The 14,508-nt window shown below is 77.1% G+C and carries 13 protein-coding genes and 1 tRNA gene; 12 read left to right on the top strand and 2 right to left on the bottom strand.

Annotation, left to right across the window (positions count from 1 at the left end; genetic code table 11):
• Window positions 1-24 precede the first annotated feature (24 nt).
• The 6 genes from GTR00_RS04100 to GTR00_RS04075 all read left to right on the top strand — a co-directional run bounded on the left by GTR00_RS04100 (window position 25) and on the right by GTR00_RS04075 (window position 6,409).
• Window positions 25-1,107, top strand: coding sequence for a Gfo/Idh/MocA family protein (locus tag GTR00_RS04100; protein ID WP_323132199.1), 1,083 nt, complete (start codon window positions 25-27; stop codon window positions 1,105-1,107).
• 3 nt (window positions 1,108-1,110) lie between these two features.
• Window positions 1,111-2,046 (top strand): MBL fold metallo-hydrolase, encoded by a 936-nt coding sequence (locus GTR00_RS04095; RefSeq protein ID WP_166610367.1) that lies wholly within the window; start codon window positions 1,111-1,113, stop codon window positions 2,044-2,046.
• Window positions 2,043-3,620: a YcaO-like family protein gene (locus tag GTR00_RS04090; RefSeq protein WP_166610366.1), complete on the top strand. Its 1,578-nt coding sequence runs from the start codon at window positions 2,043-2,045 to the stop codon at window positions 3,618-3,620. The genes GTR00_RS04095 and GTR00_RS04090 overlap by 4 nt, the downstream gene beginning before the upstream one ends.
• Window positions 3,617-4,924: a glycosyltransferase family 4 protein gene (locus tag GTR00_RS04085; RefSeq protein ID WP_166610365.1), complete on the top strand. Its 1,308-nt coding sequence runs from the start codon at window positions 3,617-3,619 to the stop codon at window positions 4,922-4,924. The genes GTR00_RS04090 and GTR00_RS04085 overlap by 4 nt, the downstream gene beginning before the upstream one ends.
• Window positions 4,921-5,676: a PIG-L deacetylase family protein gene (locus GTR00_RS04080; RefSeq protein ID WP_166610364.1), complete on the top strand. Its 756-nt coding sequence runs from the start codon at window positions 4,921-4,923 to the stop codon at window positions 5,674-5,676. The genes GTR00_RS04085 and GTR00_RS04080 overlap by 4 nt, the downstream gene beginning before the upstream one ends.
• A gap of 151 nt (window positions 5,677-5,827) precedes the next feature.
• Complete coding sequence (locus tag GTR00_RS04075) at window positions 5,828-6,409, top strand: chorismate--pyruvate lyase family protein (protein WP_166610363.1); 582 nt, start codon at window positions 5,828-5,830, stop codon at window positions 6,407-6,409.
• Between the two features lie 40 nt (window positions 6,410-6,449).
• Here GTR00_RS04075 and GTR00_RS04070 read toward each other — a convergent pair whose 3' ends face one another.
• The gene (locus tag GTR00_RS04070; protein ID WP_166610362.1) at window positions 6,450-6,866 is read right to left on the bottom strand and encodes a PPOX class F420-dependent oxidoreductase; all 417 of its coding nucleotides are present in this window, start codon (window positions 6,864-6,866) and stop codon (window positions 6,450-6,452) included.
• A 233-nt stretch (window positions 6,867-7,099) separates the two neighbouring features.
• Window positions 7,100-7,171, bottom strand: a tRNA-Arg gene (locus GTR00_RS04065).
• Window positions 7,172-7,275: 104 nt separating this feature from the next.
• Between GTR00_RS04065 and argS the strand changes: the two genes are divergently transcribed.
• The 6 genes from argS to GTR00_RS23470 all read left to right on the top strand — a co-directional run.
• Entirely contained in the window at window positions 7,276-8,940 is a 1,665-nt protein-coding gene (gene argS, locus GTR00_RS04060) for an arginine--tRNA ligase (protein ID WP_166610361.1), read from the top strand.
• Window positions 8,940-10,373, top strand: a complete 1,434-nt coding sequence (gene lysA / locus GTR00_RS04055) for a diaminopimelate decarboxylase (protein WP_323132198.1) — start codon at window positions 8,940-8,942, stop codon at window positions 10,371-10,373. The genes argS and lysA overlap by 1 nt, the downstream gene beginning before the upstream one ends.
• Window positions 10,374-10,466: 93 nt before the next feature.
• Window positions 10,467-11,792 carry a homoserine dehydrogenase gene (locus GTR00_RS04050; RefSeq protein ID WP_166610360.1) on the top strand — a complete coding sequence of 442 codons (1,326 nt, stop codon included), beginning with the start codon at window positions 10,467-10,469 and terminating at the stop codon, window positions 11,790-11,792.
• Entirely contained in the window at window positions 11,792-12,886 is a 1,095-nt protein-coding gene (gene thrC, locus GTR00_RS04045; RefSeq protein WP_166610359.1) for a threonine synthase, read from the top strand. The genes GTR00_RS04050 and thrC overlap by 1 nt, the downstream gene beginning before the upstream one ends.
• A gap of 13 nt (window positions 12,887-12,899) precedes the next feature.
• Window positions 12,900-13,892 carry a homoserine kinase gene (gene thrB / locus GTR00_RS04040; RefSeq protein WP_166610358.1) on the top strand — a complete coding sequence of 331 codons (993 nt, stop codon included), beginning with the start codon at window positions 12,900-12,902 and terminating at the stop codon, window positions 13,890-13,892.
• A 271-nt stretch (window positions 13,893-14,163) separates the two neighbouring features.
• The coding region (locus GTR00_RS23470; protein WP_323132196.1) for a Rho termination factor N-terminal domain-containing protein at window positions 14,164-14,508 on the top strand (345 nt) is incomplete at its 3' end.

Below are 14,508 nucleotides of genomic sequence, written 5' to 3'. Positions count from 1 at the left end.
GCCTCCTCGAGCCGACGGAGAACCGTGACCGATCCCCGCGACCCCGCTGACGACGCCACCACCGGGTGGGTGATCGCCGGCGCCGGCTGGGTGGCGCGCGACCACATGGCCCCGGCCCTGGCCGCCTCGCCCACCAGCCGCGTCGTCGCCGTCGTCGACCGCGACCTCGCCGCCGCGCGCGCCCTCGCGCAGCGCTTCCCGGGCGCCGCCGCCCACGACGACCTCGCCACCGCGTTCCGCGAGCCCGGAGCGCGCGCGGCCTACGTCGCCACCCCGAACCACGCCCACCGCGAGGTCGCCGCCGCCGCAGCCGCCGCCGGGCTGGCCGTGCTGTGCGAGAAGCCCCTGGCGGCGACCCTGGACGACGCCGCCGCCCTGGTGCAGGCCTGCGAGGAGGCCGGCGTGCTCGCCGCCACCGCGTTCGACCAGCGGTTCCACCCCGCCCACCGGCGCATCGCCGAGCTGCTCGCCGAGGGCGCCCTGGGCACCGTGACGAGCGTGCGGATCGTCTACGGCTGCTGGCTGCCGCCGGGCTGGGCGCCGCCGGGCAGCACGACCGGCGACAACTGGCGGGTGGACCCGGTGCGCGCCGGGGGCGGGGCCTACGTGGACCTCGCCCCGCACGGCCTGGACCTGGTGGGCGCCCTGCTCGGCGAGGACGTCGAGGTCGCCACCACCCACCTGCAGCACCGGGTGCACGACTACGCCGTCGACGACGGTTCGGTGCTCGTCGGCAGCACCGGTTCCGGCGTGCTGGTGAGCATCGCGAACTCCTTCAACACCGTGGAGACCCTGCCGCGCCGGCGCCTGGAGGTCGTCGGCACCCGCGGTCAGCTCGTCGCGACGAACACCATGGGCCAGACCGCCGGCGGCACCCTGGAACTGCTCGACGCCGCCACGGGGGAGTCCTCGCCCGTGGAGTTCGACACCGCGACCTCGCCGTTCGCCGCGCAGGTGCGCGCGGTGGAGCGGGCCCTGGCGGACCCGGCGCGCTGGCCGTTCCCGCTGGCGCGCGACCTGCGCCTGCTGCACCTGCTGCACGGCGCCCTCGGCGCCGGGGTGCCCGGCACCCGCCCCGACCCCGTCCTGACCGCGCAGGAGGCCTGAGCGATGACCGGCCCGAACGACTCCCACGAGCTGCGCGGCGTGCGCGCGGGCGAGCTCGCCCCGCTGCCCACCCGGGCGCACCGCAGCCACCGCGCCTACTCGTGCACGAACTGCGGGCACTGGCAGCGCTGGTTCGCGCACACGCCGCCGCCGCAGTGCCCGGTGTGCGCGGACGTGCGCAACGAGCTGCCCGAGGAGGGTTTCGCGTTCCGCACCGAGCGCGAGGTCGACGCCCTCGTGGAGACGTCCTGGCGCCAGGCGGTGCCCGGGGTCACCGAGTTCTGGTGCGACCCCGTCGTCGGCCTGGGCTCGCACGGCTGGGTGCTGGAGACCGCCGACGGCCTGCTGGGCTTCGAGGCCGCCCCCTGGTACAGCGCCGCGGCGCTGGCCGAGCTGCGCCGCCGCGGCGGGCTGCGGGTGCTGGCCTCCAGCCACGTGCACGGCTTCGGGGGCCTGTGGCAGCTGCAGGACGAGCTGGACCCGCCGGTGCTCGCCGTCGGCGTCGAGGACCTGGTGTGGACCAAGGCGTTCCGCGTCACCTGGCCGGCCGACGAGGTCCTGGAGCTCGCGCCCGGCACCTCGATGCACCGCACCGGCGGGCACTTCCCCGGCCACAGCGTCCTGCACGACGCCGGCCGCGGGCTGCTGTTCTGCGGGGACTCCCTGAAGATCGACCTGAACCCCGACGGCAGCCCCGCCGCGCTCAGCGCCCACAAGGCGTTCCACGCGCAGATCCCGCTCTCGCGAGCGGAGCTGCGGCGCATGCGCGAGACCGTCGGCGCGCTGGAGTTCGAGACGGTCTTCAGCCCCTTCGAGTTCGCCACCGGCGTCACCACGCGCCACGTGCTCGCCCTGGTGGACCACATGCTCACCCACCCGCCGTCGGCGGCGCCGGTGCCGATGGACGTGCTGGCCCCGGCCGCGGCGGTGCTCGCGTGAGCGCCCCCACCTCCCGCCCCCTGGTCGTCGACCACCCCGTCGACACCGCCGCCGAGCACACGGCCACCACCCGGTTCCGCGACGTCCTGGGCAGCCGGGACCGCTACGAGTTCCCCACGTACCGCCTGGACGCCGTCGGGCTGCCGTCGTGGTGGACGATCGCCGCCGTCGGGCCCAGCGCCTCGGCGGCCATCGGGCACGGCTACGGGGCCACCGACGCCGACGCGCGCCGCTCCAGCTGGGGCGAGTCCGCCGAGCTGGGCCTGCTGCGCGAACGGGTCGCCACCCTGGAGCACCGCCGCGGCACGCGCGCGCAGCTGGTCGGTGAGCTCGGCGCGGACGCCGTGCTCGACCCGCCGGCGCTGTGCCTGGACGCCGGCGCCCCGTACTCGCCCGGCGCGGTGCTGAACTGGCTGCCGCTGCAGCGCTGGGGCACCGGCGAGCGCGTGTGGGCGCCCGCCGACGTCGTGCTGCGCGACGCCGACGAGCTGCCGCCGGGCATGGTCGACGACCTGCCCCGGCTGGTCACCCGGCACGGCAACGGCCTGGGCGCCGGCGACTCCCTGCACCGCGCCGTCGCCCACGGCATCGGCGAGCTGCTGCAGCGCGACGGCAACGGCACCCGCTTCCGCGCGATGGACACCGGCGTCGTGCTCGACCTCGGCCCCGGCGACGAGCAGGTGGCCGACCCCGCCACCCGCGAGGCGCTGGCGAAGCTGCGCGCGCAGGGCGTGACGGTCGTGCCCAAGCTGGCCAACGACTGGTGGGGGGTCGTCAACGTCACCGTCGTCGGCGCCGACGACGACCCGCTGCAGCCGGTGATGGTCACCGCCGCCGGCGAGGCCGCCCACCCCGACCGCGAGGTCGCGCTGCGCAAGGCGGTGCTGGAGTTCGCCGCCGCCCGCTCGCGCAAGGCCTTCACCCACGGCTCGCTGGAGGCGGTGGCCGCCATCAGCCCGCCGGGGTACCTGCAGCGCTACGCCGCCGACCCGGCCACCCAGGAGGAGCGGGCGCTGCGCGGGATGCTGCGCTGGCTGCGCGCGGACGCCGCGCAGCTGCGCGCCCTGCTGGAGCCGGTGGTGCTCGCCGAGCGCAGCCGCGTCCGGTTCGACTCCCTGCCCACCTGGTCCGCGCCGCCCGGCGCCGACGAGCAGGAGGCGCTGGCCGCGCACCTCACCGGGCTGCTGCGCGAGCGCGGCTTCGACGTCCTCGTGCTCGACTGCTCGGAGCCCGGCTCCGGGGTGTCCGTCGCCCGCGTCGTCGTGCCCGGCCTGGAGGTGGAGATCATGAGCTACGGCCGCATCGGCGAGCGCGGCGCGGCGGACCTGCTCGCCCGCGGCGACGGGCGCACCGGCCTGCACGGCATCGTCGGCCTGGGCGCGCCCGGGGGGCCCGGCGTGCCCGGCGGTGCCGCGCCCGTGCACCTGACCGACGGCGCCCGCGAGCGCCTGGGCGGGCCGGTGTGGCTGGACCGCGCCGCGATCGACCGCGTGCTGGGCGAGCTGTACCCGCTGTACCGCGAACCCGCCCTGCACGCCGCCGCCGTCGCCCTGCGGCAGGGGTGGGACGCGTGAGGATCTGCTTCGTCAGCCGCCGCTACTGGCCGGCGGTGTCCGGGATGAGCGTGTACGCCGAGAAGCTCCTGGGCGAGCTGACCGCCCGCGGGCACGAGGTCGTCCTCGTCTCGCAGTTCCGCGGCGACCCGGCCGGCAGCGCCGTCTACGGCGGCGGCCCGCCGCCCGCGGACCGCGTGCCCGCGGGGGTGCGCGCGGTCGGGCTGGAGGCGCTGGGCGAGCAGCGCGTCGCCGAGGGCCTGCCCGCCGACTTCGCCGCCGACGTCGCCGCGATGCGCGACACCGTCCTGCGCCTGCACGAGGAGCAGCCCTTCGACCTGCTGCACGCGCAGTACGCCTGGCCCACCGGCGAGGCCGTGCTGCAGGCCTCCGCCCAGCTCGGGCTGCCCTCGGTGGTCAGCGTGCAGGGCGGCGACGGGCACTGGGTGGGCCTGTGCTGCCCGGAGCACTCCGCCGCCATCCGCACCGTGCTGGACCGCGCCGGCGCCGTCCTCATCGGCTCGCGCTCCTTCGCCGACGAGGTCACCTCGCACCACGGCACCGACCCGGGGCGCTTCACCCTCGTCGGCGGCGCCACCGACACCGGCGCGTTCACCCCGGCCGACGAGGGCGCCGTCGGCGCCCTGCCCGCCGAACGCCCGGTCACGCTGCTCTTCCACGGCCGCGTGGACCGCCGCAAGGGCGTGCTGGACCTGCTGCACGCCCTGGCCGCGCTGCGCGCCCGGGGCCGCGACGTGCGCCTGCTCGTCTCCGGCATCGGCCCCGACGTCACCGCCGTGGCCGACCTCGTCGCCGAGCTCGGCCTGGGCGGGGCCGTCGAGCAGCGCGGGTACACCCCCCACGAGGCCGCCCCCGGCGTCTACCGCGAGGGCGACGTGTTCGTCTCCCCGACGCAGTCGGAGGGCTTCTCCAACACGATCCTGGAGGCCATGGCCGCCGGGCTGCCCGTGGTGACCACCCGCACCGTCGGCGTCGTGGACTGCGTGCGCGACGGCGAGAACGGCCTGCTGCACGACGTCGGCGACGTCGCGGGCCTGACCGCCGCGCTGGAGCGGCTGCTGGACGACCCCGCCCTGGGCCCGGAGCTGGCGCAGCAGGCGCTGGCGGAGGTGCGCGCGGTGTGGTCCTGGTCGGCGCTGACCGGGCGCGTGGAGGAGGTCTACGACCGCCTCGCCGGCACCGCCCCGGACACCTCGTGGACCGCGCTGCCGCCCGGGCGGCGGCACACCAGCGCCGGCCGCGGCGTCGAGCCCGCCGAACCGGCCGCCGGGTGCCGGTTCCTGTCCGCCCCGCACCTGCTGTGAGCACCGCGCCCGCCGCGCCGACCCCGCCGCCCGGGGCGGCGCGGGTGCTGGCGGTCTCCCCGCACCTGGACGACGCCGCGTTCTCCGCCGGCGGGCTGCTGGCGGGCCTGGCCGCCGCCGGCGCGGACGTGCTGGTGGTCACCGTCCACACCGGGAGCGTGGCCCGGCCCACGGGCTTCGCGCTGGCCTGCCAGACCGACAAGGGCCTGGCGCCGGACGTGGACTACATGGCGCTGCGCCGCGCCGAGGACGAGGCCGCCATGGCGGCCCTGGGCGTGCGCGGGCACCACCTGCCGCTGCTGGAGGCCCCGCACCGCGGCTACACCAGCGCCGCCGCGCTCTTCGGGCCCGTCGTCGCCGGCGACGAGGACGGCCCGCGCGCGGTCGAGGACGCCGTCGAGGAGGTCCTGGAGGAGCGGTTCGCCGGCGCCGTGGACCTGCTGCTGGGCCCGCAGGCCCTCGGCGACCACGTCGACCACCGCCACGTGCGCGCCGCCCTCGACGCGCTCGCGCACCGGCGGCACCTGCCGCTGGCCCGCTGGGCGGACACCCCGTACGTGCTGCGCCCCGGCGCCGACGCGCCCGCCGGCGCCCCCCGCCGGCCGTGGGAGGGGGAGCTGGAGGCCAAGGTCGCCGCGTGCGCGGCCTACGCCACCCAGCTCGGCTTCCAGTTCGACGGCGAGGCGGCCATGGCCCGGGCGCTGCGCGCCCTGCCGGAGACCTTCGACCCCCCGCTGCCGGCGCGCCCCTGAACCGGTCCGGGCGGGCCCGCCCCGCCCGCTGGCGGGAACCGGACGTCTTCCGGCGGGGGCCTGCCGGGCACCCCGCACCGGCGCGCGCGGCTGCGCAGACTGGTCCCACCCCCCGCCGCCGCCGCGGCGGACCGCGGAGAGGACGGGCCGGATGGAGCACACCGCTGCGCACCCCGAGGGCGACGCCGAGCACCCCGGCGAGGAGCTGGCGGCGCTGACCCCGGTGGGCCGCATGGTGATGACCACCGACGGCACCGTGACCGCGATCCTCGCCCACGCGGTCGGCGAGCGGATCGTGCTCGGCGGCACCGCCCGGCACCGCCTCGCGGCGCCCGGGCCCGCCGCGGCGCACCTGCGCCTGCCCGCCGGCGCGCCGGTGGAGCTGCGCACCGTGCAGCTGGTCGGCGAGCGCACCGGCACCCGCTACGTGCGGGCCGAGACGCTGGTGTCCACCGCCGCGCTGCCACCGGCGTTCCGCGAGGACCTCGCCCGCGGCACCGAGACGATCGGCCGGCTGCTGCGCGCGCACCGGCTGGAGACCTACCGCGAGGTCGTCGACGCGCGCGTCTCGCCCGCCGAGGGCACCTGCCGGCGCACCTACACCGTCTCCGCCGGCGGGGTGCCGGTGCTGCTCATCACCGAGCGCTTCGAGGCGGCGTGCCGGTTCCTGGCGGCCAGCCTGCCGGCGCAGGGCCGCCGGGAGGGCGTGCAGCCGGTGCCCGGCGCCGCCTGAACCGCGCCGTCGGGGCACCGGGCCGCCCGGCCCCGCGGGCTCAGCCCTGCGCGGTGCGCGGCACGATCCGCAGGACCACGCGCTCGACCTCGCGGCGGCGCACCACCCGCTCGACGAAGCGGACCACCCGGTGCTCGAAGCGGTACTGCCGCCGCACCAGCTCCGCGCCCGGCGCCGCGTCGGCGCCGGTGAGCACCTCGGCGCTGCCGGCGACCGGCTCGGCGCCCGCGCGCACCCGGCCGGCGCGGTCGCAGGGCACCAGCTCCACGCGCGGGTCGTTGCGCACGCGCTTGACCTTGGCGCTGTGCGCGGGGGTGACCACGACGAGGGCGTCGCCGTCGCGGGCCACCCACACCGCGGTGGCGACCGGCTCGCCGGAGCGGCGGTGGGTGGTCAGCGAGACGAACGACTCGTCCCCGAGGGCGGTGAACCGCTGCTCGGTCGTGGGCGTGCTCATCGGCGGGCCTCTCGTGGGCGGCGCGCGGGCTGGCCGCGGCACCGGTGCGGTGGGTACCGCCCGATCCTGCGCGACGCGGGCTCGCGCGGGCGCGCGCGGCGCCCGGGCTCGTCAGGACCCTGCCGGGCTGCCGCGGCGGCAGGGCGAGGGGTGGTGGTGCCCGCGGGGACCGGTACCGGGGTGCTCACGGTCGCCGGGGCGGGGGAGCGCCGCGAGGCGCTGGAGGGGAGAGGTGCCCCCGGCAGGACTCGAACCTGCGCACACGGCTCCGGAGGCCGATGCTCTATCCGCTGAGCTACGGGGGCTCGAGCAGGATCAACCGTACCAGCGTCCGCGGGCGCGCCGGACCAGCGGGGGCCCGCCGGCGCGCGCCCGGAGGGGTGGGTCCCCGCGGGTAGGCTTGTGCCCCGTGACCCCCGCCGAGCTCTCCACCGCCCTGCGGGACGCTCTGATGTCGGCCGTGCAGGCCGGTGAGCTGTCCCTCGACCCCGCCGACGTCCCGGCCGAGGTCCGCGTGGAGCGCCCCAAGAACCGCGACCACGGCGACTGGGCGACCAGCGTCGCCCTCCAGCTGGCCAAGCGGGCCGGTCGCGCGCCGCGCGAGGTCGCCGCGCTCGTGCAGGAGCGGCTGGTGCGGGTGCCCGGCGTCAAGGCCGTCGACATCGCCGGCCCCGGGTTCCTCAACGTCACCCTCGACGCCGCCGCGGCCGGTGAGCTGGCCCGCTCGATCGTCGAGGCCGGCGCCGCCTACGGCACCGCCGCCGAGCCCACCGGCGAGAAGGTGAACCTCGAGTTCGTCTCCGCCAACCCCACCGGCCCGATCCACCTGGGCGGCACCCGCTGGGCCGCTGTGGGCGACTCCCTCGCGCGCATCCTCACCGCCGCCGGCGCCGAGGTGACCCGCGAGTACTACTTCAACGACCACGGCGCGCAGATCGACCGCTTCGCGCGCTCGCTGCTGGCCGCCGCGCACGGCGAGCCCACCCCCGAGGACGGCTACGGCGGCGCCTACATCGGCGAGATCGCCCAGCAGGTCCTCGCGCGCGTGCCCGGGCTGCCGCAGCAGCCGCGCGAGCAGCAGCAGGAGACGTTCCGCCGCGAGGGCGTCGAGCTGATGTTCGCCGAGATCAAGGAGTCCCTGGCGGGCTTCGGCGTCGAGTTCGACGTCTACTTCCACGAGGACTCCCTGCACGCCTCCGGCGCGGTGGAGCGCGCGGTGGCGCGCCTGCGCGAGCTGGGCCGCGTCTACGAGGCCGACGGCGCGACCTGGCTGCGCACCAGCGACTTCGGCGACGACAAGGACCGCGTCGTCGTCAAGAGCGACGGGCAGCCGGCGTACATCTCCGGCGACCTGGCCTACTACCTGGACAAGCGCGAGCGCGGTTTCGACCGCTGCGTGCTCATGCTCGGCGCGGACCACCACGGCTACGTCGGCCGGATGATGGCGATGTGCGCGGCGTTCGGCGACGAGCCGGGGCGCAACCTCGAGATCCTCATCGGGCAGATGGTCAACCTCGTCAAGGACGGCACGCCCGTCCGGATGAGCAAGCGCGCCGGCACCGTGGTGACGCTGGAGGACCTCGTCGAGCAGGTGGGCGTGGACGCCGCCCGCTACTCCCTGGTGCGCTCCTCGGTGGACACCCCCATCGACGTCGACCTGGACCTGCTCGTCAAGCGCAGCAACGACAACCCCGTCTACTACGTGCAGTACGCGCACGCGCGCACCGCGAACGTCGCCGTGAACGCCGCGGCCGCCGGGGTGCGCCGCGAGGACGCCTTCGACCCCGCGCTGCTGACCGACGAGACGGAGTCGCTGCTGCTGGCGGCCCTGGCGGAGTTCCCCTCCGTCGTCGCCCGCGCCGGCGAGCTGCGCGAGCCGCACCGCCTGGCCCGGTACCTGGAGGAGCTGGCGGGCCGGTTCCACAAGTTCTACGACGCCTGCCGGGTCACCCCCCGCGCCGGCGAGGAGGTCACCGACGTGCACCGCACCCGCCTGTGGGTGAACGACGCCACCCGCCAGGTGCTGGCCAACGGCCTGGGCCTGCTGGGCGTCGGCGCCCCGGAGCGCATGTAGTGGCGCGCTCGCACGAGGCCGGCCAGCTGCACTCGCCGGGTTCCTCCTCCATCGCCTACGTGCCCGCGTGGCTGCGCCCGCCGGCCGACGTCAACGAGCTGCTGCCGCAGCTGTGGGCGCGCACCGTCGAGCGCGGCGCCGACGGCGCCGTGCGCGTGGGCGGGGTGAGCGTGCAGGACCTCGCCGCCGAGCACGGCACCCCGCTGTACGTGGTGGACGAGCTGGACTTCCGCACCCGCGCCACGGCGTTCCGCGACGCCTTCGCCGACGCCTTCGCCGACCTGTGCGGCGGGGCGGACGTCTACTACGCGTGCAAGGCGTTCATCGCCACCGGCGTGGCGCGCTGGCTCGCCCAGGACGGCCTGGGCCTGGACGCCGCCTCCTCCGGCGAGCTCGAGCTGGGCCTGCGCGGCGGGGTGCCCGGCGAGCGGGTCGTGCTGCACGGCAACAACAAGTCGCGGGGGGAGATCGAGAAGGCGCTGCGCGCCGGCGTCGGGCGCATCGTCGTGGACAACCTCCAGGAGGTCGACACCGTCGCCGACGTCGCCCGCTCCCTGGGCGTCGTCGCGCCCGTCATGCTGCGCGTGACCGTCGGGGTGGAGGCGCACACGCACTCCTACATCGCCACCGCCCACGAGGACCAGAAGTTCGGCCTGTCGCTGGCCTCCGGGGCCGCCGAGGCCGCCGTGGCGCAGGTCCTCACCCGCCCCGAGCTGCGCCTGACCGGCCTGCACAGCCACATCGGCTCGCAGATCTTCGACATGGGCGGCTTCGAGGTCTCCGCCCGCCGCCTGCTGGGCCTGCACCGCACCGTCGAGCGCGAGCACGGCGTGACGCTGCCGGAGATGGACCTCGGCGGCGGCTTCGGCGTGGCCTACACCTCCGAGCACGACCCGCTGGCGCCCACCGAGATCGCCGGGCGGCTGGCCGAGATCGTGGCGCGCGAGTGCCTCGTGCAGGGCATCGCGGTGCCGCGCATCTCCGTCGAGCCCGGCCGCGCCATCGCCGCGCCGAGCACCTTCACGCTGTACACCGTGGGCACCACCAAGGACGTCCAGCTGGACGCCGGCGTGCGCCGTCGCTACGTGTCCGTGGACGGCGGCATGAGCGACAACATCCGCACCGCCCTGTACGACGCGGACTACTCCGCCACGCTCGCCTCGCGCGCCTCCGACGCGACCGGGGTGCTCTCCCGCGTGGTCGGCAAGCACTGCGAGAGCGGCGACGTCGTCGTCAAGGACGAGTTCCTGCCCGGCGACGCCCGCGCCGGCGACCTGCTCGCGGTGCCCGGCACCGGGGCGTACGGGCGCAGCATGGCCAGCAACTACAACCAGGTCGCGCGCCCGGCCGTGGTGTCCGTGCGCGACGGCTCCTCGCGCGTGCTGGTGCGCCGCGAGACCCCGGAGGACCTGCTGGCGCTCGACGCGGGGTGACGGGCGCGCGGCGCGCGCGGGCCGCGCGGTCTGAGAAGGTGTCCTCTGCCCCGCGGGGGCCGAGGTGATCGGGACGGTGGAGGGACAGCTGCGGTGGAGCCGGTGAAGGTCGCGTTGCTCGGGTGCGGGGTGGTCGGCACCGAGGTGGCCCGGCTGCTGACGACGCAGGCCGACGAGCTCGCCGCCCGCGTGGGCGCGCCCCTGGAGCTGACCGGCATCGCGGTGCGCCGCCTGGGCCGCGACCGCGGCCTGCCGGTGGACCCCTCGCTGTTCACCACCGACGCGGAGGGCCTCGTCGCCCGCGCCGACGTCGTCGTGGAGGTCATCGGCGGCATCGAGCCGGCCCGCTCGCTGATGCTGCGGGCGATCGAGCACGGCGCCTCCGTGGTGACGGCCAACAAGGCGCTGCTGGCCGAGGACGGCCCGGCGCTGTACGAGGCGGCCGCCAAGCACGGCGTCGACCTCTACTACGAGGCCTCCGTGGCCGGCGCCATCCCGCTGCTGCGGCCGCTGCGCGAGTCCCTGGCCGGCGACCGCGTCACCCGCGTGCTCGGCATCGTCAACGGCACCACCAACTACGTGCTGGACCAGATGGACAGCACCGGCATGGGCTTCGCCGAGGCCGTGGAGCAGGCCCAGTCGCTGGGCTACGCCGAGGCCGACCCGACCGCCGACGTGGAGGGCTTCGACGCCGCCGCCAAGGCCGCGATCCTGGCCTCCCTGGCCTTCCACACCCGCGTGGGCCTGGACGAGGTGCACCGCGAGGGCATCACCGGGGTCTCGGCCGCCGACGTGCGCGCCGCGCAGGCGCAGGGCTGCGTGGTGAAGCTGCTGGCCATCGCCGAGCGCAGCACCGGTCCCGGCGGCGAGGACGCCGTCTCGGTGCGCGTGCACCCCGCGATGCTGCCGCGCGGGCACCAGCTCGCCGGGGTGCGCGGGGCGTTCAACGCGGTGTTCGTGGAGGCCGAGGCCGCCGGTGAGCTGATGTTCTACGGCCCGGGCGCGGGCGGCCAGCCCACCGCCAGCGCCGTGCTCGGCGACGTGGTGGCCGTGGCCCGGCACCGCGTGGCCGGCGGGCGCGGCCCGGGGGAGTCGGCCTACGCCGACCTGCCCGTGCTGCCCATGGACGAGACCGTGACCCGCTACCACGTCCGCCTGGACGTGGCGGACAAGCCGGGCGTGCTGGCCCAGGTGGCGGGCGTGTTCGCCGCCCACGGCGTCTCGATCGAGGCCGTGCAGCAGCGGCAGGAGCAGGCCGGGCCCGGCGGCGGGCGCGCGGTGCTCGTCGTGGTGACCCACAGCGCGCCGGACGCGGCGCTGGCGGCGACGGTGGACGAGCTGGAGGACCTGGAGATCGTGGACTCGGTGGCGGGCGTGCTGCGCGTGGAGGGCGTCGACGCGAAGGGGGGCGTCGCCTGATGGCGCACGTGTGGCGGGGCCTGATCGAGGAGTACCGCGGCCGCCTGCCGGTCAGCGAGAGCACCCCCGTGGTGACCCTGGGCGAGGGCGGCACGCCGCTGGTGCACGCCCGGCACCTGTCCGAGCGCGCCCGCGGGCGCGTCTACCTCAAGGTCGAGGGCTGCAACCCCACCGCGTCCTTCAAGGACCGCGGCATGACGGTGGCGATGAGCAAGGCCAAGGAGGCCGGCGCCGAGGTCGTCGTCTGCGCCTCCACCGGCAACACCTCCGCCTCGGCGGCGGCCTACGCCACCGCCGCCGGCATCCGCTGCGCGGTGCTCGTGCCGGACGGCAAGATCGCCATGGGCAAGCTGTCGCAGGCGGTGGCCCACGGCGCCACGCTGCTGCAGGTCGACGGCAACTTCGACGACTGCCTCACCCAGGCCCGCAAGCTCGCCGAGGCGTACCCGGTCGAGCTGGTGAACTCCGTGAACCCCTACCGCATCGAGGGGCAGAAGACCGGCGCCTTCGAGGTCGTCGACGTGCTCGGCGACGCGCCGGACATCCACGCGCTGCCCGTCGGCAACGCCGGCAACATCACCGCGTACTGGAAGGGCTACTGCGAGTACGCAGCCGACGGCGTGGCGACGAAGCGGCCCCGCATGTGGGGCTTCCAGGCCGCCGGCGCGGCGCCGCTGGTGGCGGGCCACCCGGTCGACGAGCCCGAGACGATCGCGACCGCGATCCGCATCGGGCACCCCGCCTCCTGGAGCGGGGCGACGACCGCGCGCGACGACTCCCGCGGGCGCATCGACGCGGTCACCGACGAGCAGATCCTCGCCGCCCACCGCTGGCTGTCCTCCAGGGAGGGCGTCTTCGTCGAGCCCGCCTCCGCCGCCGGCGTGGCCGGCCTGCTCGCCGCGTGCGAGGCGGGCGAGGTCGAGGAGGGCCAGACCATCGTCATCACGGTCACCGGCCACGGCCTGAAGGACCCGCAGTGGGCGCTGGAGCTGGCCGGCGGCACGGGCGCGGACGGAGCGCGCCGCGCCGTGGAGCCCGTGCGCGTGCAGCCCGACGCGGTCACCATCGCGCGGGCCCTGGACCTCGACGTCTGAGGCGGGAGCGGACGTGAGCGCTGCCCCCGGCACCCCGGCGGCCACCCGGGCGACGTCGGCCGAGCTGCCCGCCGGCACGGCGACGACCGTGCGCGTGCCCGCCACCAGCGCCAACCTCGGCCCCGGCTTCGACGCCTTCGGCCTGGCGCTGGACCTGCACGACGAGGTGCGCGCGCGCGTGGTGCCCGGCGGCGTGCGGGTGCACGTGGAGGGCCAGGGCGCCGGCCGCCTGCCCGGCGACGCCCGCCACCTGGTGGCGCGGGTCGCGCTGGAGGCCCTGGCCGCCGCCGGCTGCGCCGTCGAGGGACTGGAGCTGGTGTGCCGCAACGCGATCCCACAGGGCCGCGGGCTCGGCTCGTCCGCCTCCGCGATCGTGGCGGGCCTGGCCGTGGCGGAGGGGCTGGCCCAGGCCGCCGGCCTGCCGGGCGCGGCGGGGCACGAGGCGCGCGAGCGGCTGCTGCTGGAGTCCAGCCGCCGCGAGGGGCACCCGGACAACGCCGCCCCGGCCGTCTTCGGCGGCTTCACCATCGCCTGGACGCGCGGGGACGACCCCACGCACCCGGAGGCGGTGCGCTCGGTGCGCCTGCCCGTGCACCCCGAGGTGCGCGCCGTCGTGTGCGTGCCCGCGGAGGAGCTGGCCACCTCGCGCGCGCGGGCGCTGCTGCCCGCCACGGTGCCGCACGCGGACGCGGCGCTGACCGCCGGCCGCGCGGGCCTGCTCGTGCACGCGCTGACCAGCGCCCCGGAGCTGCTGGTGGACGCCACGGTGGACCGGCTGCACCAGGACCAGCGCGGCCCGGCGATGCCGCGCACCGCGGCCCTGCTGCGCCTGCTGCGCGCCCGCGGCCTGGCCGCCGTCGTCTCCGGCGCGGGCCCGAGCGCGCTGGTGCTGGTGCCCGCCGCGCGCGTGGCGGAGGTGCAGGAGGTGGCCGCGGCCCACGGCGGCTGGCAGGTGCTGGCCCTGCCGGTGGCCGAGCACGGCGTGAGCTGGACCCCCGGCGCCTGAGCGCGCGGCGCCCCGGTGGGGCGACGCGCCGCGGAGCCGTTCGAGGGAGCGGGAACGCTCTGGAGCACCGTGGTGTTACGATCGTGCCAGCACCTCACCGGCGGGGTCGCGTTCCCCTTCTGCGCATGCTCTCCTCGCCGCACGGTGCGCCTCCACGAGTGCTTCGCGCCCCTCAGCGCGTCCGTGGACCAAGTTCCTGCCCGTTCCGGGCAGTCATCGCGACCGTGCCCACTCTGACTGGCCAGTCGCTGGACGAGGGGGAAGGACCTTCGTGACCGACACCACCGACATCGCTGCCCCTGGCGGCGCCACCACCGGCGGCGACGCCGACGCGCCCGCGCCCCGCCGCACCGGCAGCCTCTCCGCCCTGCGCCTGCCCCAGCTGCAGGCCCTGGCCGCGGAGCTCGGCATCAGCGGCACCGGCCGCATGCGCAAGGTGGACCTGCTCGCCGCGATCCGCGAGCACCAGGCGGCCGTGCCGCAGCGCTCGACCCGCCCGGCCGCCGACGCGGCGCCGAGCGTGCCCGCCGCCGCCCCGGTGCAGACCGTCCCGGTGCAGACCGCGCCCGTGCAGACCGCACCCGCCGCCGTGAGCGCCCCCGCCGAGCAGACCGCC

Origin of the sequence: Kineococcus indalonis (assembly GCF_009906395.1) — a bacterium.
Lineage (GTDB): Bacteria > Actinomycetota > Actinomycetes > Actinomycetales > Kineococcaceae > Kineococcus > Kineococcus indalonis.
This window is presented reverse-complemented; position numbering and strand designations above follow the sequence as displayed.

What these genes read in the sequence shown, in the direction of transcription:
- GTR00_RS04070 (WP_166610362.1), bottom strand. Translation starts at nt 6,866, where the DNA reads ATGAGCACGCCCACGACCGAGCAGCGGTTCACCGCCCTCGGGGACGAG.
- thrC (WP_166610359.1), top strand. Translation starts at nt 11,792, where the DNA reads ATGGCGCACGTGTGGCGGGGCCTGATCGAGGAGTACCGCGGCCGCCTG.
- GTR00_RS04075 (WP_166610363.1), top strand. Translation starts at nt 5,828, where the DNA reads ATGGAGCACACCGCTGCGCACCCCGAGGGCGACGCCGAGCACCCCGGC.
- GTR00_RS04095 (WP_166610367.1), top strand. Translation starts at nt 1,111, where the DNA reads ATGACCGGCCCGAACGACTCCCACGAGCTGCGCGGCGTGCGCGCGGGC.